The 22,938-nt window shown below is 33.9% G+C and carries 16 protein-coding genes and 1 tRNA gene; 11 read left to right on the forward strand and 6 right to left on the reverse strand.

Annotation, left to right across the window (positions count from 1 at the left end):
* Window positions 1-93: 93 nt before the first annotated feature.
* Window positions 94-169, reverse strand: a tRNA-His gene (locus ACEN2N_RS16680).
* A 156-nt stretch (window positions 170-325) separates the two neighbouring features.
* Here ACEN2N_RS16680 and ACEN2N_RS16685 point away from each other — a divergent pair.
* Window positions 326-2,374 carry a tetratricopeptide repeat-containing sensor histidine kinase gene (locus ACEN2N_RS16685; protein WP_441825379.1) on the forward strand — a complete coding sequence of 683 codons (2,049 nt, stop codon included), beginning with the start codon at window positions 326-328 and terminating at the stop codon, window positions 2,372-2,374.
* Between the two features lie 230 nt (window positions 2,375-2,604).
* Window positions 2,605-4,695: a tetratricopeptide repeat-containing sensor histidine kinase gene (locus ACEN2N_RS16690; protein ID WP_441825380.1), complete on the forward strand. Its 2,091-nt coding sequence runs from the start codon at window positions 2,605-2,607 to the stop codon at window positions 4,693-4,695.
* Here ACEN2N_RS16690 and bshB1 read toward each other — a convergent pair.
* Window positions 4,692-5,408, reverse strand: coding sequence for a bacillithiol biosynthesis deacetylase BshB1 (gene bshB1, locus ACEN2N_RS16695; RefSeq protein ID WP_441825381.1), 717 nt, complete (start codon window positions 5,406-5,408; stop codon window positions 4,692-4,694). The two genes, ACEN2N_RS16690 and bshB1, sit on opposite strands and share 4 nt — an antisense overlap.
* A gap of 25 nt (window positions 5,409-5,433) precedes the next feature.
* On the reverse strand, window positions 5,434-6,585 hold the full coding sequence (locus tag ACEN2N_RS16700; RefSeq protein WP_441825382.1) for a trans-sulfuration enzyme family protein: 1,152 nt from the start codon (window positions 6,583-6,585) through the stop codon (window positions 5,434-5,436).
* A 310-nt stretch (window positions 6,586-6,895) separates the two neighbouring features.
* Here ACEN2N_RS16700 and ACEN2N_RS16705 point away from each other — a divergent pair, with 310 nt between their 5' ends.
* Window positions 6,896-8,170, forward strand: a complete 1,275-nt coding sequence (locus tag ACEN2N_RS16705; protein WP_441825383.1) for a M14 family metallopeptidase — start codon at window positions 6,896-6,898, stop codon at window positions 8,168-8,170.
* 75 nt (window positions 8,171-8,245) lie between these two features.
* On the opposite strand, the gene ccsA is transcribed toward ACEN2N_RS16705, so the two are convergent.
* Window positions 8,246-11,425, reverse strand: coding sequence for a cytochrome c biogenesis protein CcsA (ccsA, locus tag ACEN2N_RS16710; protein ID WP_441825384.1), 3,180 nt, complete (start codon window positions 11,423-11,425; stop codon window positions 8,246-8,248).
* Between the two features lie 138 nt (window positions 11,426-11,563).
* Between ccsA and ACEN2N_RS16715 the strand changes: the two genes are divergently transcribed.
* From ACEN2N_RS16715 to galK, 8 genes are all read left to right on the forward strand, one after another.
* On the forward strand, window positions 11,564-12,328 hold the full coding sequence (locus tag ACEN2N_RS16715; RefSeq protein ID WP_441825385.1) for a Rossmann-like and DUF2520 domain-containing protein: 765 nt from the start codon (window positions 11,564-11,566) through the stop codon (window positions 12,326-12,328).
* Entirely contained in the window at window positions 12,312-12,839 is a 528-nt protein-coding gene (locus ACEN2N_RS16720) for a KdsC family phosphatase (RefSeq protein WP_441825386.1), read from the forward strand. The genes ACEN2N_RS16715 and ACEN2N_RS16720 overlap by 17 nt, the downstream gene beginning before the upstream one ends.
* Before the next feature lie 3 nt (window positions 12,840-12,842).
* Entirely contained in the window at window positions 12,843-13,430 is a 588-nt protein-coding gene (locus ACEN2N_RS16725) for a Maf family nucleotide pyrophosphatase (RefSeq protein ID WP_441825387.1), read from the forward strand.
* 30 nt (window positions 13,431-13,460) lie between these two features.
* Window positions 13,461-14,408, forward strand: coding sequence for a septum formation inhibitor Maf (locus ACEN2N_RS16730; protein WP_441825388.1), 948 nt, complete (start codon window positions 13,461-13,463; stop codon window positions 14,406-14,408).
* A 3-nt stretch (window positions 14,409-14,411) separates the two neighbouring features.
* Window positions 14,412-14,990 carry a mechanosensitive ion channel domain-containing protein gene (locus tag ACEN2N_RS16735; protein ID WP_441825389.1) on the forward strand — a complete coding sequence of 193 codons (579 nt, stop codon included), beginning with the start codon at window positions 14,412-14,414 and terminating at the stop codon, window positions 14,988-14,990.
* Window positions 14,991-15,072: 82 nt separating this feature from the next.
* Window positions 15,073-17,604, forward strand: a complete 2,532-nt coding sequence (locus ACEN2N_RS16740) for a PIG-L family deacetylase (RefSeq protein WP_441825390.1) — start codon at window positions 15,073-15,075, stop codon at window positions 17,602-17,604.
* 111 nt (window positions 17,605-17,715) lie between these two features.
* Complete coding sequence (locus ACEN2N_RS16745) at window positions 17,716-19,452, forward strand: sodium:solute symporter (RefSeq protein WP_441825391.1); 1,737 nt, start codon at window positions 17,716-17,718, stop codon at window positions 19,450-19,452.
* Window positions 19,453-19,479: 27 nt separating this feature from the next.
* Window positions 19,480-20,637: a galactokinase gene (galK, locus tag ACEN2N_RS16750; protein WP_441825392.1), complete on the forward strand. Its 1,158-nt coding sequence runs from the start codon at window positions 19,480-19,482 to the stop codon at window positions 20,635-20,637.
* Window positions 20,638-20,709: 72 nt separating this feature from the next.
* Here galK and ACEN2N_RS16755 read toward each other — a convergent pair whose 3' ends face one another.
* Together ACEN2N_RS16755 and ACEN2N_RS16760 are read right to left on the reverse strand one after the other, a co-directional pair.
* A complete protein-coding gene (locus ACEN2N_RS16755; protein WP_441825393.1) occupies window positions 20,710-21,555 on the reverse strand; it encodes a DUF2911 domain-containing protein in 846 nt (281 codons plus the stop codon).
* 90 nt (window positions 21,556-21,645) lie between these two features.
* Entirely contained in the window at window positions 21,646-22,881 is a 1,236-nt protein-coding gene (locus tag ACEN2N_RS16760; RefSeq protein ID WP_441825394.1) for a hypothetical protein, read from the reverse strand.
* Window positions 22,882-22,938: the final 57 nt, after the last annotated feature.

Below are 22,938 nucleotides of genomic sequence, written 5' to 3' on the forward strand. Positions count from 1 at the left end.
ACAAGGCTTTTTTATACTTTATAGTTAAAGTATGTAAATGGTCTAAAACAAAAAAGTCTTAGAAATGAATCTAAGACTTTTTATCTGCTTTTAGGGTGGAAGACCGGGTTCGAACCGGCGACCCTCGGTACCACAAACCGATGCTCTAACCAGCTGAGCTACAACCACCATTTGTAATCGAGTGCAAAGATAATTTTTTTAAACAGTTCTAACAAATAATAATTTGAAATTTCAATAAATATTTAATTTTAGGAATCATTTATAATAAATTTTCTAACTTGAAGTTTTATTTAACACAACCTATTAAGATTATACCACATTCATAATGCATTCTATATCAAATTATAAGCATAATTTTTTACTATTTGCATTTATATGTACAAGCTTTTTTACTGCTCTCGCCCAAAAAGACAGTATTAATTATTATCATGAAAAAATTTCGAAATTAACCAATTCCCCTAACTTTTCAGAAAACACTCCTAATTATATTGACAACCTAAACCATCTCTCTTACTACCAAAGACTTATAGAGCAAGACTCCTCGCTAATAAATGCAGAACGAGCACTTGCACTGAGTAAGAAAAATAAATATACACAAGGTGAGCTTGAGGCCTTGGCAAATCTTGCAACTATATACTTATACACAGCTCAAACAGATAAGTCAATTGATTTCAGTTTAGAGACCATAAAAAATCCTGATTTAAAAAAGTACCCAAAAACAGAAATGAAAATTTATAATATTCTCGGACAAGGATATTATTTCAAAAATGACTACCCTTCCACTTACATTCAATTCTTACATACGCTAGCTATAGCAGAAAAGAATAGTGATCAATTTCACTTGTTTCGAATGAATATGAATTTGGGCACTATTTTTAATCGCCTAGAGGACCATGAGGAGGCTTTAAAATATTATGCTGTTGCCATTAAACACGTTAAAAAATTAAAAGACCCTACTAAAGAAGCTATGCTGCTAAGCAATATGGCATTCTTAAATATTGAATTAGGAAATTTAGAACAAGCAAAGATTGAATTAGACGAAACATTCGCGCTGCTTGAAAAAAATAAGCAAATAACATGGTTAGCATGGACTTACTCTACCTTAGGCTTATATTATTTAACATTAAATGATTTTGAAAATGCTTTAGTAAATTATCAGAAATCTTTAGATATGCATGATGAGTTCAATGATGTTAAAGCAAAAGCTGAAGTAAAATATGGTCTCGGAAGATCCTATTTAGGATTAAATAATTTCGTAAAAGCTGAGGCCAATATAAATGAAAGTGTAACGCTTTATGCATCTTCTGATCATGAAAAAGGTCTAGAAAGAGCATATAGAACGTTATATGAAATTAACAAAAGTCAAGATAACGTAGCCGAATCTTTAAAATATCTTGAATTAACCGAAAAACTTTCTAACGATATTTTTAAGAAAAATAATAGACGAAATTTAACAATGCTAAATGCTAAATTAAATTTCGAAAAAGAAACTGAAAATTTAAAAGCTCAGAATGAATTAGCGTTAAACCAACAACGTAAATATGTAAAATGGTCACTTGCAGGACTATTTGCTTTAATGGTCATTGTATTTATAATCTTAAAAGCCAATAAGCGAGAAAAAGTTCTAAATAAAAAATTAGCTAGCCAAGCAGAAATTTTAAACAAAAATCAAGAAAGCCTTACTCAAATAAATGCCAATCAAGATCACTTGTTTTCAATAGTCGGTCATGACTTAAGAGGACCCATCAATTCTTTGAATGATATACTGAGCTTATATTTAGAAGATAAAGAAGGTAAGGTTTATTTCGAAAAATTTGCTCCACAACTTAAGGAAGACCTAGAACAAGTTCAATTTACCATGGACAACTTATTACATTGGGGAAAAACACAAATGCAAGGCAGTTCTATTAACGTAAAAAGCATTTCTGTGAAGTATGAGCTAGATATCATATTACAATTGTACAGAAATGAGATAAACAAAAAGTCCATTATCATCAATAACCAAGTTGCTGCAAACCATAAAGTTTTTGCTGATCAACAGCAATTCAATATTATTTTTAGAAATTTAATAAGCAATGCTATTAAGTTTACTCCCAATGAAGGGATGATTACAATAACTACCGTAATAAAAGATAAAAATTTGGTGATACAAGTCACAGATACCGGAGTTGGTATGACGGAAACCGATGTGCAAAAACTTTTTAGCAATACCGAAAACTTCTCTAAATATGGTACAAATTTTGAAAAAGGAACCGGTTTGGGCCTGCGCTTGGTAAAAGCAATGGTTATAAAAAATAACGGTGAAATAATTGTAAATAGTCAACCAAATAAGGGTAGCCAATTTATGGTAGAATTACCTGTAGATAAGGTTTAATTTTTTTCGAAATTTTATCATTTACATTCATCAAACCATTTTTAAATAGAGCGGAGTACGTTTAAAAATCAGTATAAAATCAAATTAATATTTACCTCTTCAAAGTCCAAATCATCGACCAATTACATCTTTAAAACGATAAAACACACAATAAATCGTGTTTCACAACATTTATTGCTTTTCCATAAAGTTCTAAACTAATTTTAGAATCTCATTATTGAGCGAGCTCTATGAATCTTAGAATACTAAAACCATTTTTGCAAGACAGCCTCCTAAAAGGCTGCATAGTGGTATTCTTTTTTTTAAACCTTTCTACAAACAGTATTTCTGCTCAAAGCTCTAAAAGAGATACATTGATACAAGAACTAGAGGCACTTAAGAACTCTGCTTCTTTCAGCGCTAAGGATACACTTTATATTCAAAATCTAATTAATCTTGCTGCAGAATATCGCTATCAAAATTTAGAAACTTTACTTACACTTAGCAAAAAAAGTTTAGAGCTTAGTAAGAAGGCAGGTTATATAAATGGAGAGATTAGTTCTTATCATTCTTTAGGAGGGTATTATTCTGACAAAGGTAAGATAGATCAGGCTATTTCAAGTTTTACAAAGGCATATGACCTCGCTAATCAGCATAATAATGACTTTTTAAAAGCTAGTACCTTAAATGACTTAGCTAAAGAATATTATTATAAAGGCGACTATTCAAAAGCTTTAAAATGGTACTTGGCTACCATTGAAATTGCTGAAAAAAATAATTATAAAAATATTATATCAATAGTAAACGACAACATTGCACATTTATATCTAGAACAAAAAGATTACGAGCAAGCAATGGTGTTTTTACAAAAATCTAAAACAATTCACGAGGACATAGGCAACCCTTTATTTCTGGCTGAAACCTTAAGTAATATCGCTTCTACATATGCAGATATGAACGAGTTAGAATATGCCATGTATAATGTCAATATTAGCATTGCTACCTTCGAAAAAGAAAAAATATTAGAATGGCTAGCCTACTGTTATGAAATAAAAGGGAAGATATATCTCAAAAAAAATAAAAATACTTGGGCTTTATACTGGTATAAACAAAGCGAATTACTTCATAAAGAAATAGAAGATGATCGTGGCAAAATAGATTTGTTAAATGGTATGACCGAGGCATATTTAAATCTTAATAAAGATAGTATAGCTGAAGTATATGCCTTGAATGCATTTGAATTATCAAAAAAAATTGGATTAAGAGTCGGTATAAAAAACAGCACACAAAAGCTCGCTAAAATATTCAAGAACAAAAAAGACTTTGAAAAATCCCTTTGGTATCATGAACTTTATCAAGTTACTTATGAGTCTCTATCAGCAACTAATAATGAAAAAGCATTGAACATGCTTAAAACTAGGGTAGAATATGACCAACAAAGGCAGCAATTAATTATTGAAAATGAAAAAGCTTTAGCGAAACGAAATATATACATTTATATCTTTATTGTAATACTTATAATCTTCGCCATTATCACCTTTCTTATTCATAGAAATGAAAAAGAACAGAAAAAATTAAACTTAGAGCTTAGAAACAAAAAAGCAGATTTAGAAGAAAAACAAGCTTATCTAAACGAACTTAATCAAACGAAAAATAAGCTATTCTCTATCATCGGTCACGATTTAAGAGGACCAATAGGTGCATTTCAAGGGCTCTTAAAATTATTTAAAGAAGGAGAAATGAGTAAGGACGAATTCTTGAATTTTGTACCGAAACTGAAAGTAGATATTGATACTATTTCATTCACCCTTAATAACTTACTATCTTGGGGTCAAACACAAATGAACGGGTCAATTACAAGACATTCTGTAACTAACTTAGATTGTATAGTTGAGGAGAATATTGCATTATTATCTGAAATTGCAGAAGCTAAGTCAATTACTTTAGTAAATAGAATTGAGCCAAATTGCCAAATTTGGTCAGACCCGAACCAAATAGATATTATCATAAGAAATTTATTGAGCAACGCCCTAAAATTTACTCCTAACAATGGTCAAATTATTATTGGTGCTATTCAAAAAATTAAAACATGCGAAATATATGTTAAGGATAACGGTTTGGGCATGACTGAAGATATTATTGACAAATTATTTGAAAAAGACTCTAACCACACCACCTACGGCACCAATGATGAAAAAGGTACCGGACTCGGGCTTTCGTTATGTAAAGAAATGGTCGAGAAAAATAATGGCAAAATATGGGTACATAGTGCCTTAGGTAAAGGCTCTAGTTTTTATTTCACCATACCAAGATTACAGAAACAATATAAAGTATCTGCTTAAATTAAATGGTCAAGCGAATCTACCGCTACCATTCTTTCGACCGTAAAACCTTCGGCATAGTCAACACCCACTAATCTACCTAAATCTTTAGCTCTATAATGTACGCTTTCAATAAAGGTTTTGCTACTTATAGGAGTTTCTGGCTCGTTGCTTTTTGGATCATGAAACTGAGATGTATATGCTAAAATCGCATCGGTCTTAGCTTCAATATAATCACTAATATCTACCACAAAATCGGGAGTAATATTCTTCCACTGTATGAAATGATATACCAATTTAGGGCGCCATTCTTGTTGGTTTTCCTCTCCTATTTTTGTTTCTACACGTCTTAGCCCGCTTAAAAAACAAGCATCACTAACAAGCTTACTACCTTTGCCATGATCAATATGTCGATCATCTATGGCATTGCACAAAACAATTTGCGGTCTGTATTTACGAATGATTTTTACAATTTCAAGTTGATGGGTTTCATCGTTTACGAAAAAGCCATCTCTGAATCTTAAATTTTCACGAACTGCTACTCCTAAAATTTTTCCTGCATTTGCAGATTCTTGATCACGAATTTCAGCAGAACCTCTTGTACCCAATTCACCACGGGTTAAGTCTATAATGCCTACTTTTTTACCTAGTGCAATTTCTTTGGCAATGGTACCGCCTGCCCCTAATTCTGCATCATCAGGATGCGCTCCAAATACTAAAATATCCAACTTCATGCTATGCTAATTGTAATTGATGTAATTATTTTAAACTTTCTAAAGCTTGTAAAATATCTTGCTTTAAGTCGTCTACTTCTTCAATACCTACAGAAAAACGAATTAATCCGTCGGCTATACCTTGTTCTGCTCTAACTTCTGCACTCATTAACGCATGAGAAGTTTGTGTTGGTGATAAAACCGTACTCTCTACCCCTGCCAAACTCATTGACGATTTTATTAATTGTAATGCCTTCTGAAATTTAGATGCATTAAAGCTAGAATTCAATTCGAACGATAACATTCCGCCGAATCCTTTCATTTGTTTTTTAGCAATATCATGATCAGGGTGAGATGGTAAACCAGGGTAATATACTTTTTCAATTTCAGGTAATCCGTCTAAAAAATGAGCCATTGCCAATGCGTTCTCATTTTGCGCCCGTACACGAATACCCATCGTTTTCATACTCCTTTCCAATAGCCAAACCGTATAATCACTAAGACTACCACCAAAATTCTTTGCCAAATGAAAAATACGCTCCATATTTTCTTTTGTAGAAGCTACTGCGCCTGCACAAATATCTGAATGACCACCCATATATTTGGTAGCACTGTGTATTACCACATCAATTCCAAAATCAATTGGGTTTTGGTTCACCGGACTTGCGAAGGTATTATCAATTAAAGTTGTGATTCCGTGTTTTTTTGCAATAGTAGCAACAGCCTCTAAATCAGTAATTGTCAATAGCGGATTAGAAGGTGTTTCTATGTAAATAACCTTTGTGTTCTCTTTAATTTTCGCTTCAAACGCTTCGGCACCCCACCCTTCGGTAAAAGAATATTCGATTCCGTATTTAGAAAACTCCTCGTTCACCAAATTATATGTTCCTCCGTATAAAGTCTGTTGTAAAACCACATGGTCTCCTGCTTTTAAAAAAGCCATTAAAGCCGTACTGACTGCAGCCATACCACTACCAAAAATAAGTGCAGATTCTGCATGCTCTAATGCCGCTACTTTTTTGCAAAGCCCTTCTTGGTTTGGGGTGTTAAAGTATCTTGGATACCGTTTTACATCAACATCTTCATAAGCATAAGATGTACTCATATATAATGGAGAAATGGCACCTTTATGTTGTTTATCTTCTAATTCACCTACGTGGGTACAAATAGTGTTCAAGCCTTTTTTATTCGAATTCATATGTAAAAATTATAGAAAATAAAGGTAAGAAAATAGAATGTAAACAAACACACTATCCAACATCTGTATGTTAGCATTAAAACAGTAGAACTTAGGTCTCAAAATTGGTATTAAACTTTCAAAATATTATTAAAAATACCTTTCCCATCTTTTAACTCATCACTATTCATCTATCAAAACTTTATTAAATTGAGTTAACTATTAAGAAATACGTAATACTGCATTCTAAAACCGTTTAAACACATCTACTTTCCCATTTTGTTTCTAGATTTAAACTTCAACTTGTCAAAACCTATATAAAATCGAACCCATGAAGAAGAAACATGCTTATATCATTTTACTTGTTTTCACTATTTCAGCGTGCAAAAATCAAAAACCTGCAACTCAAGGATATCAAGGTCAGGGCAAAAGTGCCGTTGTTTCTACCTTATCGAAACCAGTTCAAAAACAATGGAAAGGTATTTGGACATTTGATGACGACGCTACTTTCTTTAGCAATGATTTTGAAAGCGGAAGGTTAAATGGAATAACTTCTGATGGAAATAATCATTATACAGCTTTAATTACAGCTGAAAATACTCCTGTAAATGTGAGTCCGTGGTATGCTTTCAAAGTTTGGTCAAAAACACCTAAGACCATCACTATTAAAATGACCTACCAAGATTCTAGAAGTAGATACTACCCAAAAATAAGTAGTGATGGCGAAAATTTCACTCCGTTAGATAGCGCCAATTTTATAGGAATAAATAAAGGAACGGGTGATTTTGGAATTAAAGCGGTACCAGAGATGGTAGAACTAAAAGTGGCTATTAGCGAAGTGCCCACTTATATCACTGCACAAGAACTTTACGAATCTACAAGAGTAAAAAGTTGGATAGATTCTTTAACCACCAAAAATTTCATATCTACTTATGAAATAGGAAAAAGTAGAGAGAATAGGTCAATGAATATAATGGAAGTTAGTAATGGTAGGCACAAAAAAGCAGTTATGGTTATTTCTAGACAACACCCACCAGAAGTTACCGGGTTTCTTGCCATGAAGTCTTTTATTGAAACTTTAAGCGGAGACTCGCCAAAGGCTCAAAAATTTAGAAACAACTATGATTTGTTTGTTGTGCCATTAATGAACCCTGACGGTGTTGATAACGGTAACTGGCGTCATAATATGGGCGGAATAGATTTGAATAGAGATTGGCAAGATTTCAATCAACCAGAAACAAGAAGTGTTAGAGACTTTTTGATGAAAAAAGAATCTGAAGGCTATGAATTTGTTTTCGGAGCGGATTTCCATTCCACATGGGACGATATCTACTACCCTATCGACTCAACAATAACTGGTGAGAAAGGTAAAATAGTTTTTGATTGGATAAAGAACATCACCAATAGATTACCACAAAAGCATACGAATATAAATCCATCGAAGGATATTAAACCGACTATGGTTTCACGTAATTATTTTTATGTGAATCACGGTATGCCTGCCATTGTTTTTGAATTAGGCGATAATACCCCAAGAGATTTCTTAAAGCAAAAAGGTCGAGTAGCCGCTGAAGAATTAATGGATTTACTTGATAGTCAAGATTAAAGAAGTATAAGTAATTAAAAATAGAAAAAGCCTCATAGATGTACTCTGAGGCTTTTCAATACTGTATATTTTATCTTATTTACTATAGTTGACTTTATATCTCCAATAGCTGATTCCCCCTAATACTAATACTCCCGAAACTAAATAGTATATAAACGTTGGTGTAATTACTTGTGCACCACTGGCATAACTATGTAGACCCACTAAGTAAAAGTTTACACCGAAATAGGTCATCATTATACTACCGAAAGCAACAACACTCATAAAGTTGAAGGTCCATTTACCTCTTAAACCTGGTACTAATCTTGTATGAATTACAAAGGCATAAATCATGATTGAAACCAATGCCCAGGTCTCTTTTGGATCCCAGCCCCAGTAACGACCCCAGCTTTCATTTGCCCATTGTCCTCCCAAGAAGTTACCAATGGTAAGCATTACAAGTCCTGTGGTTAAAGCCAACTCGTTAATTATAGTCAGTTCTTTTATATTGATTGTCATACGCTCTTTATTCTTTTTAGTAGTCAGAATCATTAAGATTAGAGAAACCAATCCTAATATCATACCTACGGTTAAAGGTCCGTAACTACCAACAATAACTGCAACATGTATCATTAACCAATAACTGTCCAAAACCGGCTGTAGATTGGCAATAGAAGGATCAATCCAACTTTGGTGTGCTATCCATAAAAGCATGGATGTAACAAAAGCAGATGCTGCAAATGTCATATCACTTTTACGACCAAAAGCCCATCCTATACCCATGGTAGCCCATGCCACATACAAAATACTTTCGTAAGCATTACTCCATGGAGCATGACCAGAAATATACCATCGTAAGACTAATCCGGCAGTGTGCCATAAGAAAAGCAGCAATATCGTTCCTTTAAAGAAGTAAATAGCTATCCTCCAAATAGAACGGTCCTTAAAAATCTGAAAAATCAATGTGAAGAACATTAATAAGCCTACAAGAGCGTAATACTGATAAAGTCTATTAAAAATATTCAACTTATTATAAATAACCTCGGTATTGACTTTCTGTTGAGAAGGTAAAACCTCACTACCGTGATTTAGCTGATTTTGTTGAAAGGCTCCCAGTAATTTATCAGACGAAGTGTAATCACCACTTTGTTGCGCTTTGCCTAAAGTCATTAAATAATACGGCATAGCATTCTTTACAAAGTTAGAATACAGTGAATCTCTGATTTCATATTGTCCTCCTCTATATTCTACCGCTGAAATCCATTTGTTATTCTCATCATCTAATAATGGAAATATCTTAACGATATCTTGCCCTAAAGCTTGATTTAAAAGACTCAATCTAATATTGGCATCTTTAAAATCTTGTTGAAACTTATTCGGATTAGTAGTAGCTGTTGCCTCCCGTAAAAAAGGCTCTAATTTATACTGTCCTTTAGAATCAAAGAAATCTGTAGCCTTTACATACTCTTGACCTGAAGGAATTCCTATAACATTTCTAATACTATCATTTTGAGATTTCTTATCTAAAGCAATGAACTCCGTATTATACCAAACCGCAGGATTCATCATCATAGAAAGTAAAATCTGATCAGAATTATACCCTAAATAGGTGTCTTTCAAACTTAACTTACGAAGTAGTTCTGATGAAAAGGTATTGATGGGTTTCATTCGCCCACCTTCATCTTGTATGACCAGCTTACCAAATTTATCGGCATGCTCTTTACTGACCATACTAGCTTCAAGCAAAGAATCTATTTGAATTTTACTAGGCGCCTGTAGATGTACTTCTTCTGGCGTATGTTGATCTTGCGCAAAAGATGAGAATGAAAACGCCATTAATACAGTGATAACACCAAACATTTTTTTCTTTTTTATTTTCAATTCATCTAAAGAATTAGCCAAATCCTTGAAACGCGTTTTACCAAAAAACATAATCCCCATTAAACCGATATATAAAAGAAAGTAACCAATGTAGGTAATCCAAGTTCCCCAAAAATCATGGTTCACAGATAAAACTGTACCTTTTTCATCTGGATCAAAGCTAGATTGAAAAAAGCGATATCCGTCATGATCCAATACATGGTTCATAAAAATATCATAGTCAAAAGGTCTTTCATCTTCAATAGTTACTCTGCTCATATATGAAGAATATCCTTTTTCGGTGCCAGGATATTTCTCGGCTATAAAATCATTCAGTTTAATACCAAAAGGTAAATCATACACTTTAGATCCGTATCGAATAGAAAAATTGAGTCCGCCAACATTTACTTTTTCACTAAAATCTGAAGGACCTTTACTACCTAATAACTTAATCTGTTTTGTTTCTCCGTTAGCAGTAACATCAAAAACAATGGCATCTTGATCTATTTTAGTTTTCTCGGCATCAAGTATTTCAACAATACCATATGAACCTTGCGTTACAGAATCTGGAATAACAAACTGCATACCAGCTGTGTTGTATAGGGACCGAAGTTGTAAAGGTTGTAAACTATCTTTTACCAATAACCCTTGAAATTGGTCTGCCATTCGCATAAAATTACCTTCAAAAGGCGCATGAATTTGGTAGACAGAATCGTTCGTCATTATATTAATGGCACCATCGGTTTTATTATTTAAAGAAAAAAGAACATTGTGTATACTAGCAACCTTACCATCTTCTAAATAATGATCATGACGTTCACCATCACCAGCTTCTACTATTTTAAGGAATTTGGTTCCATTAGCATCTGGCAATAAACCTTGTTTAGCTCCTTTAATAAATTCAACATAAGAAACTTCAAAATCTTCGCCATTGAAATCGGCTTTCCATGGTAGGTTAGATTTTATAGCTTCTGGTGTAACAATTATCTTATCTTCTAAAATTTTTCGACGTGCCTCGCCTTCAATCTCACCATCAACAAAAACCGTTAAATACGTTTTATCCGAATAAAAAACCTTTTCTGTTTTACCTTCACGAATAGGCATCATACCTTCATAACTGATATATCGGGTTACAAATGCTCCTATAATAATCAGCACCCAAGATAAATGCAGCGTTAGTACAGGCCATTTCTCTAAACGTAACAAACGATATCTCGATATATTACCAAAGAAGTTGATTACAAAGAATACCATAATAACTTCGAACCACCAGGCATTATAAATCCAAATTCGTGCAGTTTCTGTACTATACCAACTTTCAATGAAAGTACCGAATGCCATTGCAGTGGCAAAAACGATAAATAAGATGGACATTAAACGTGTAGAGAAGAATATTTTTTTGAACATTTCCGTCATGGAAGATAGGAGTTGATTTTCAAGATGCAAAAATAAGGCCTTTTCATCATTTAAGGATGCCTTTTACTGCTTTTAAACTTCACAGAAACTGTTAATTTTAATATAACAAGACTATTATAAACTTTGTATTTTTGCGGCATGATATCCGTAGTAATAGTTGGTACAGGAAATGTGGCTCAAAATCTTTATCAAGCTTTTGAAAAATCAAGTAATGTAACCATTAAGCAAGTAATTGGTAGAAACCGAGAACATTTGGCTTTTGTCAACAGTACTGTTCTGTCAAGCACAAATTTTAATAGAATTGAAACTTCAGATGTGTATATACTTGCAGTTTCAGATGATGCCATAAAACTAGTTGCCGATAATTTTAAAGATATTGATGGGCTTTTAGTACACACATCTGGTGCAACTTCACTTGAAGCCATAAAATGTGCGAAACGTGCGGGCATTTTTTACCCACTACAAACTTTTACAAAAGGTAAGATTATTGAATTTGATACTATTCCTATTTGCATAGAAGCAACAAATGAAGAAGACCTTAAATTATTAAAACAGCTTGGTGAAGCATTAGGCAAAACAGTAGTTGAAATAGATTCAGAACAACGAAAAACATTACATGTAGCAGCGGTATTTGTAAATAATTTTACCAATTATATGTATACGATTGGTGCCGAGATATGCGAAGAACATAATATCGACTTTAAACTATTACGACCCTTAATTAAAGAAACTGCCGCAAAATTAGATACGCTAACACCTATGCAAGCCCAAACGGGACCTGCAAAACGTGGAGACCAACAAACTTTACACAATCATTTACTAATTATAAAAGACAAACACCAACGGGAACTGTACACCCTATTAAGTAACACAATTAAAGAAAAGCATGGAAAAGAGTTATAAAGAGTATTTAAAAGATATTACCACATTTGTATTTGATGTTGATGGGGTATTTACAGACGGTAGTCTTTTAATTACAAGTGAGGGAGAATTGTTACGAAAAATGAGTGTAAAAGATGGCTATGCCCTAAAAGTGGCTTTAAATAAAGGGTATAATGTGTGTATTATTACAGGCGGAACAAATGAAGGTGTGCGTACTAGATTACGCGCTCTAGGTGTTACCGATATTTACATGGGAGCTCATTATAAGATGGATGCTTTAGAAGAGTATATGGACATCTACCATATTGACGCCGAAAACATTTTATATATGGGTGATGACATTCCAGATATTCCACCAATGAAGGCGGTTGCTATAGCTGCTTGTCCGCAAAATGCGGTTGCAGAAGTAAAAAGTGTGAGTCAATATATATCGCACATAAACGGTGGTCATGGCTGTGTACGTGATGTTATCGAACAAGTTTTAAAAGTACGCGGAGATTGGTCGAACCATTTCAGTGCCGCAAACGATTAGTTTATGTTGAAGAGTAAATTGAAAGATTATCATGTAATTCTAGCATCTGGCTCACCAAGAAGACATCAGTTTTTCAAGGATATGGAGCTCGATTTTGAAGTACGTATAAAATCTGTTGACGAAGTATATCCATCAGAATTAAAAGGTGCTGAAATATCAGATTATTTAGCGATATTAAAAGCAGGAGTATTTAAAGCAGAATTGCTACCTAAAGACATTTTAATTACATCTGACACTGTGGTTTGGTTTAATAATGAATCTTTAGCAAAGGCAGTTGATAGCGATGAAGCCGAAATAATGCTTGAAAAATTATCTGGAGCTTGGCATCAAGTAATTTCCTCTGTATGTTTCACCACAGTTGAACGACAGATAGTTCTACATTCTATTACCGAGGTTAAGTTCAAAAATTTATCAAAAGAAGAAATACGCCATTATATTAAAGAATATCAACCTTTTGATAAAGCTGGGGCTTATGGTATTCAAGAATGGATAGGGCTAATCGGTATTGAAAAAATAAAAGGCTCGTATACTAATGTAGTTGGGCTGCCAACCCAATTGGTTTATAACACCTTGTCAGAAATGGCACAATAAAAAGTAAAACAACTCTAAAAAATGGTAGATATGAAAAATTTAAAATTGAATACAGCATTATATAGCGTTTTCGCTTTATTAATTTTATTTGCCAGTTGTAAAGAAAATCCACAAGACCCCAGCAAAACTTTAGCCATGACTACGGCTGAAGTCGGTACCGAGCTACCTAAAAAACAGCTATCAGAAGATTTTAAAAAGTACTGGTTTAATGGTACTGCAGAAATTACATCGTATAATTTAGAACAAGCTAGATATGGTGAATTGAGAGAAGGTAGCGCGGTAATGATATATGTCACCGAGCCATTTTTACCCGATGCCCAAGTAAAGGCAGATAATAACAATAAAAATAATATTCCGGTTTTAAAACTGAATTCCACTAAAAACTATTTAACAGGCATTTATCCCTACTCTATTATGACGAGTAGTTTCTACCCTGTACAAGACAACCAACATGCACTTAAACTATCTTTTTCATCTCAAGAATGGTGTGGTCATGTGTACGCACAATTGAACAACAAAGATGATTTTGAAATAATGAGCCATTCTTATTTTGAATCTGAAGGTGATCAAGATTATCATGTGGAAAAAACAAATCTTGAAAACGAAATCTGGAACAAAATCAGGATTAATCCTTCAGATTTGCCAATAGGTGAAATTAGTATGATTCCTTCCTTAGAATTTATTAGACTATCTCACAAAGAGCTAAAAATCTATGAAGTTATCACTTCTTTAACTGAAGAAGATGGTATGAACACCTATGAAATACGATACCCTGAACTAGAGCGCACTTTGAAAATCAATTTTGAAAATAAGTTTCCTTTTTTGATTGAGAGTTGGACAGATACTTTTCTTGAAGGATTTGGCAACAATAAAAAAGTTTTAACTTCTAAAGCAACAAGAATTAACAGGATTACAACACCCTATTGGCGACAAAATTCGAATAAGGATTTATCTTTGCGCGATAGTTTAGGGTTATAGCATATGAAAGAATTTCTTGATAATCATCATAATGAATTAATATACAGTCTCATTGTATTAATTGTAATACTTGTTTTAAAATTCCTTTTCACCACAGCGGTAAGAAAGGTGAGTAAAATCAGCGATTACAATCCCGTTCGAACCAATCTAATACTTAAATTCATCAACATAGCATTGACTATCATCGCTATGGTTGCCTTAACACTGGTATGGAGTGTAAACTATAGAGATTTAGGCGTTATGCTGTCTTCTGTATTTGCTGTTATAGGTGTCGCCTTGTTTGCGCAATGGTCTATTTTAAGTAACATCACCGCAGGGGTTATCATCTTCTTTTCTTTCCCATTTAAAATAGGAAATACCATTCGTATTCTTGATAAAGAATTACTAGACCCGAACAATACCGATTTAGATCAATTTGTAATAGAAGATATTAGGGCTTTTCATTTACACTTAAGAAGAAACAATGGCGAGATTTTAACTTACCCAAATAACCTTTTGCTACAAAAAGGGGTTATACTGATTTCGACCTACCAACAAGGCGAATTTTTAAATTCGGAAGAAGAGGAAGAGCAAATTATTTGATTCTGTTAAAGAAGTCGTTAAAAAAAGCAAGCGTAGGTACTAATCTTATTATATTTGGAATTACTACCAAAACCAACTTGAAATGCGATATTTATTAGGGTTACTAGCCTGTAGTTTTTTTGTACTTGGCCCCCTTAGAGCACAAACACCAAAGAATACTTCTACCGCTGACATTTACCACTCAATTGAAAAATTAAATTTTCTTGGTTCAGCACTATATATTGCTGCACACCCCGATGATGAGAATACCCGATTAATTTCTTACCTCGCTAACAATGCAAAGGCAAGAACAGGCTATTTATCATTAACTAGAGGTGATGGAGGACAGAATTTAATCGGACCCGAATTACGTGAACTTTTAGGGGTTTTAAGAACCCAAGAGTTACTTGCTGCTAGGCGAGTTGACGGTGGCGAACAATTTTTTAGTCGCGCTAATGACTTCGGTTATTCTAAACACCCAGATGAAACACTTGAAATTTGGAACAAAGAAGCCATTTTAGGTGATGTCGTTCGAACCATTAGAAAATTTAAGCCCGACGTCATTATTAACAGATTCGACCACAGATCACCTGGTAGTACTCACGGGCACCATACATCTTCTGCGATGCTAAGTTTTGAAGCCTTTGATCTAGCAAATGACTCAAATGCATATCCTGAACAATTAACTGAAACAAATACCTGGCAACCAAAGCGTTTATTTTTCAATACCTCTTGGTGGTTTTACGGTAGTGAAGAAAAATTTAAAGAGGCAGACAAATCTAAAATGCTGAATATGGATGTAGGCACCTACTACCCTATGATAGGTATGTCTAATAATCAAATAGCTTCATTAGCTAGCAGTCAACATTTATGTCAAGGTTTTGGTAGATTAACTGCCAGAGGTTCAGAAGATGAATATGTTGAATTATTAAAAGGCGATTTACCAAATGATAAAACGAACATTTTTGATGGTATCGACACAAGCTGGTCTAGAATTGATGGTGGCAAAGCAATAGGTGACATTTTATATAGGGTACAAGAGAATTTTAATTTTAAGAATCCTACGAGTCATTTACCAGCCTTGCTAGAGGCATATCAACTACTTCAACAATCAACCGACGACCACTGGAAAAAACTTAAAACCGATGAATTAACAACTATTATCTCTGCAATTTCGGGTTTACATGTTGAAGCTAGTACTTCAGCATCTTACACCAACCCAGGAGAAAAAGTGGATGTACAAATACAAGCATTAAATAGAAGTGATTTGAATATTAAATTGAAATCGATATTCTTTAACAATCAAGATATAGCGATTGATGAAATTGCTTTGAGCAATAATGAATCGTTTGATGAAAAAGTTGTTTTAGAAATACCTACCACAACAAAATTCACAAGTCCGTATTGGTTAATGGAGAAAGGCACTTTAGGCACATATACTGTAAATGATGCAGATTTAATAGGAAAACCCGAAACCCCAAGAGCCTTCAATGCCACCTTCAATCTAGATATTAACGGAGTAGCGATTCCTATTTCTAAACCAATTATTTACAAATATGCAAAACCAGATAAAGGAGAAATCTATCAACCTTTTGAAGTGGTGCCAGAAGCTACGGCGAGCTTCGCCGATAAGGTTTTAATTTTTGCGGATGCCAATCAAAAAAGAATTCCTATTACCATCAAAGCCCATAAAGATAGTATTAGTGGTACTATAGAATTAAAACACGGTGCAGGTTGGCAAGTCGATAAAAAATCGCAACCTTTTTCAATCAATAAAAAAGGCGATGAACAAACAGTTTTCTTTATATTGAGTCCGCCCGCTACTGAAAATGAAAGTATTATATCCCCTGTTATAAAACTGAATGGTAAAGAGATTACCAAAGAAATGGTAACTATCGCTTATGACCATGTACCTACGCAAACTATTTTGCTGCCTTCAGTAACAAAAGTAGTTCGATTAGATATTCAAAAAGCAGGAGAGAATATTGGTTATATTATGGGTGCTGGCGATGAAGTACCTACTAGTTTAGAACAAATTGGTTACAATGTTCAACTGATCGACCCTGCTACAATTACTAAAGAATCATTAAAAAAGTATGATGCAGTAGTTTTGGGTATAAGAGCCTATAATGTGGTAGAAGAATTAAAATTCAAACAACGATTTATACTAGAGTACGTTAAAAATGGTGGTACAGTAATTGTGCAATATAATACGGCAAGTAGATGGGGATCGCAGTTCGAAAATATAGCGCCTTTTGAATTGGAAATTTCTCGCGATAGAGTAACAAATGAGAACTCAGAAGTAGAAATAATTGCAAAAGATAATTCGCTAGTACATTTTCCTAATGAAATCGATAAAAATGACTTTACAGGTTGGGTTCAAGAACGTGGTCTGTATTTCCCGAATAAGTGGAGCGATGAGTTTACCCCTATTTTAGAAATGCACGATAAAGGAGAAGATTCTTTAAAAGGTAGTTTGTTAATTGCTAAATATGGAAAGGGAAACTATATTTATACCGGACTAAGTTTTTTCAGAGAATTACCAGTCGGTGTACCAGGGGCATATAAGTTATTCTCGAATATGTTATCTGTAGGCAAAGAAAAGGTGGAAACAAAAGCGAAAATCAAAGGATGAACAAAGAACGCGACGAAAATAAAACTTGGAAAAAAGAGTACAGCATTGTATTAGTTCTCAATTTTATATATGTTCTTATTTTTTATTACGTAATGACTTCATTTAATTAATATGGGAGGATTAGATTGGATTATTCTTGCCAGCACACTTCTCTTTATTGTAATTTATGGAGTCTGGAAAACCAAAGGAAGTAAAAACGTAGATGATTACGTTCGTGGTGGTAGTGATTCTAAATGGTGGACAATAGGTTTATCTGTAATGGCAACACAAGCCAGTGCAATCACCTTTTTATCTACTCCGGGTCAAGCTTTTCATGATGGTATGGGCTTTGTTCAATTTTATTTTGGACTTCCCTTTGCCATGATTATCATATGTATGGTATTTATTCCACTATACTATAAAATGAAGGTGTACACCGCTTATGAGTTTCTAGAAGATAGGTTTGATCTTAAAACTCGATCTTTAGCCGCAATTCTATTTTTAATTCAAAGAGGTTTAGCTGCTGGTATTACCATATTTGCACCCTCCATAATTTTATCTGCTGTATTAGGCTGGGATCTACGTACATTAAATGTTATAATCGGTACCCTTGTTATTATCTATACAGTATCGGGGGGTACAAAAGCTGTAAGCGTAACCCAAAAACAGCAAATGTTCATTATTATGACTGGTATGTTCATAACCTTCTTCTTTATTTTAGGCTACTTACCATCGGACATTACATTCAGTAAAGCAATGAAAATTGCTGGTGCTAGTAATAAACTAGAAATATTAAATTTTGATTTAGATACCTCAAGCAGATATACTTTTTGGAGCGGAATAACAGGTGGTCTTTTCCTTTTTCTAGCTTATTTTGGTACTGATCAAAGTCAGGTGCAACGATATTTATCTGGTAAATCAGTAAGAGAAAGTCAATTAGGGCTTATTTTCAATGCCGTTTTAAAAATACCGATGCAATTCTTTATTCTATTGGTAGGTGTAATGGTATTCGTCTTTTATCAATATAATCCATCCCCATTAAATTTTAATCCGTCTGCCACACAAGCAGTTATGGAATCTAGTTATGCAGAAGATTACAAACTGTTACAAGAAGGACAAATAGCGCTTGAAGCAGAAAAAAGAATCGCTCAAAACAAATTTTCTGCCGCATTGGAAATAAAAGAATACACTGCTGTAGAAGAGGCAAAAAAACAAATTATACGTATTAACCGAAAAGATAGTACCAACCGGGTTGCCGCCAAATCACTAATCAATCAGGCAAATAACTCCGTAGAAACCAATGATAAAGATTATGTTTTTATCCATTTTATATTAAATAATTTACCATCAGGGTTAGTTGGTCTTTTACTAGCCGTTATTTTGTCTGCTGCAATGTCCTCTACTGCTTCTGAATTAAATGCATTAGGTACCATTACTGCACTAGATTTATATAAAAGAAATAGAGCTTCAGAAAATCTATCAGAAGAACATTATGTAAAAGCCTCTAAATTCTTTACTCTAATTTGGGGTATTGTAGCAATATTAATTGCAAGTGTAGCAAACCTTTTCGATAATTTAATTCAGTTGGTAAATATTATCGGAAGTATTTTTTACGGTAACGTTTTAGGCATTTTTTTAATTGCCTTTTTCTTTAAATTTATAAAAGGAAATGCTGTATTCTTTGCTGCAGTAGTAACACAGGTAATTATATGTATTATTTATTACTACCTGATTCATATTTACCCTTCTGGACAAGAAAAATTAGGATATTTATGGCTTAACTTTTTTGGTGCCATCTTAGTCATATCAATATCGTTTATATTTGAAGCTTTTGATCGAATGCTAAAAAAGCCGTTGACGACAAGCTAAAAATTAAAGTACTTCATAAAATTTTTAATGGTAGATAAAAAAATTGCATCCTATTTTATAGAGAATTATGGTAATCACCCTATTCTCGTAAAAGCTCCTGGTAGAATAAATTTAATAGGTGAACATACAGATTACAATGAAGGTCTAGTATTGCCGGCTTCTATTGAAAAGGGAATTTACTTTGCCGTATCAGGTAACAATGATGATACCATTCGTATAGAGGCTTTTTTAACTCAACCAGAAAAAATAGAGTTTAAACTTAATGGTGAGCATCAAAAATTTGAATCATTTTGGGGAAACTACTTTAAGGCAATAATTGAAATATTAGTAGCCAAGAATTATCCCTTAAAAGGAATTGATTGTGTTTTTGGTGGCGATATTCCAATTGGATCGGGTCTCTCTTCTTCTGCAGCTCTTTGTTGCGGATTGATCTATGCAGTAACCAAAGTATCTGGTCAAGATATTTTACGAGAAGAAATTGCTTTAATCGCACAGGAAGCCGAACATAAAATCGGACTCAATTGCGGATTAATGGATCAATATGCAGTTCTCTTCGGAAAAAAAGGAAATGCATTTTTATTAGACTGTAAAGATTTAAGTCACAATTACATTCCCATTAATTTAGAGGGTTATAGCTGGGTTTTAGTGAATTCTAATATAAAACACAACTTAGCAGTTGATTCTGAATACAACAAGCGCCGTATTTCTTGTGAGAATATCGTTAAAGAAGTACAGAAATATAGACCTGAAATTACCTCTTTACGCGACGTTACACTTGAAGATGTAAAAAAAGTATCTAATGTAGCAGATGCTACAGACTGTAAACGTGCAAAATATATTATCGAAGAAAATAACCGAGTTCGTAAAATGATCAAGGCATTGACAATCGGTGATGCACAAGAAGTCGGTAATGTTCTAAGGCAGGGTCACTGGGCAATGTCTACCGAATATGAAATAACCACCATCGAGTTAGATACTTTGGTTAAAATTGGCGAAAATTTAAATGGTGTATTAGGATCTAGAATGATGGGCGGCGGCTTTGGCGGCTGTACCATAAACCTAATGTTGACAGAAAAACTAGAAGCAAGTATAGAGTCTATGCTAAAACAGTATAAAGAGCAAACTGGTATCGATGCCGAATATTACCATTTAGCCATTGATGATGGTGTTAAAGTATTTGAATAACTACTCCAAAATTTTCCATAAAAAAAGTCCGTGTTCTGCAACACGGACTTTTAAGTTTTATAAAGATGCTATTTATTTAGAACCCCATTCCTTTAATGAATCATTATTCATTTTAATATAATCATTGTTACCAGCGGCAGTTGCACCTATTAATGATTTTTTAGCAGCCTCGATCGCTCCTTTTTTATCACCAGCTTTCGCTAATATTAAAGACTGTTGTCTTAGTTGCCAGAATGCAGGCTTTTCAGTCATAGACATTGCCTTATTCATCCATTCTTTAGCCTTGTTAATATCTTTTCCTTCGCTAGAATAGTACACAGCAGCTGCATAGTAATCTTCTGAAGATGGACCATTTAAAGCTTTATCAATACTACTCATTACAGTAACGTCTGTACCAACAGTAAAAGGGATACCTATATACGTGTTCTCCCACATGATACCAATATTGGCTCCGTTACTGGTGACATCATCAATAGAAATTGTAAAAGTTTCAATGGGCATTTCTATAGGATATACAGGCGCAGACAATTGAGCCACTATTTTACTCTCCTCCCAATTACTTGGAGTACCACCACCAACAACATCAGTATAAAAGAATACTTCCCATTCAGAAGCTCCTGGTTTAGTGAAGATAGAATATGTACCCGCTTTTACTTCTTTACCACCGATAGTTACGTCAGAATCAAAAGTTACTAAAGTATAACCGTTCGCTCCAGTTCTCCATAATTGATCAAAAGGTACAAGATTACCAAATACTTTTCTACCTCTCATAGAAGGTCTAGAATAGTCAATGTTCACCTTTGTCAAACCTACAGTCTGCATTAATTTTGCTGACGGACTTGGTGCAGGTGTATTTATTTGTGCTTCAACCGTTATAGAAGCTACAATTGCCAATAAAAATAGTACTACTTTGTTCATAATTATTTTGCTGATTAGTTATTCATCGCAAAGCTACTTATAAAGGAGAGGTAGAAATGTTAACAAAATCTTAAATACTTGCCACTGAATTTAATATACTGCAAATGAGGTTGAAATTACTCGGTCTTCTAAGTATAGTGCCAAATAATAAATTGAAGATTCAAGATGATGAGAGATGACACCTTTCTTTTTAATTTCGCCAGAATTCTGCCAAACCTGCTTACCGGTTATGTCATAAATTACTTGTCCGAATACAGATTTATCGGTGACGATAGAATAATAATACAATTGGGAAAGTCCGTCTCTATAAATTACTAGTCGTTCATCGGCCGAAGCATTATCGGGTAATTCAGGTTCAACTGGGTTTTCAGGATTCTCTGGTGTCTCGGGCTCTTCTGGAGTCTCTGGCTCCTCTGGCGTCTCTGGTTCTTCAGGATTTTCCGGTTCCTCAGGCACAATAATAGGAATCTGAAATGTAAACAATCTGGATGGTGATTCTATTGTTGGTGTTTGCCTAGAATAATATTCCGACGAAAAGAAATAACTTCCCGAACTCGTTTGTGTCAATCCTTCTGCCTGAACAAAATTAAGACCTAAAGATTGTTGTATGTATCCTTCAAAAACTGCATCTAAATTTAAATCTTCAACGATACCAACAAACGGACTCAATATCGAAGAATAACCGATAAATACCAGTCTGTTAGATTCAGCATCATAACTTGAGTCTGTAACCAGACCCACGTTTTCAATAGCTGCCACTCTAGTGGCTACATGTGTACCAGGCGTTTTCGGAAATTGATATGCAATAGATCCAAGACTCTGCCATTGTTTTGTAAACACAAAAATATTTTCATCAATAACTACAAAGGCTTCTGCATCCCAATCGCTATTGCCATTGTTATCAAAATTCTGCTGGTCTTCGTATGTAAAGTTAATCGTGGTCGCGGTAACGGTATCTGAACTTAGGTAATCCTCTTTAGAAATTCTGTGTACTGCTAAATCGGTTCTGCCACCAACATTATTACCGAAATCACCGATGTAAATAAAATCTTCATCTTGAGAAAGTGCCTCCCAATCGATATTAGAAATATTGCTAATGGTAACCCTTCTTTGAATTGTTAGTGATAAGGTATCTAACTCAAACAAAACGGCTTCATTACCAGAATCGTTGTGAGTTATGAGATAATCATTAAAATAAAGTAATCCCGAGGTTTCAAATATATCATTTGGCAAATTACCTACAGTTTGCACATTCTCTTGAGCAGTTACCTGAGCAGTAAAAATAATTAGTATACCAAACATTAACTGTTGAAAGAATAATTTCATAGTGCAAAATAAACTAGAATAAAGTTAACCACTTGTATTTAAGTGACCTAAATTCAA

The sequence above is a fragment of the Maribacter spongiicola genome (genome assembly GCF_052119685.1).
GTDB classification, from domain to species: domain Bacteria; phylum Bacteroidota; class Bacteroidia; order Flavobacteriales; family Flavobacteriaceae; genus Maribacter; species Maribacter spongiicola_A.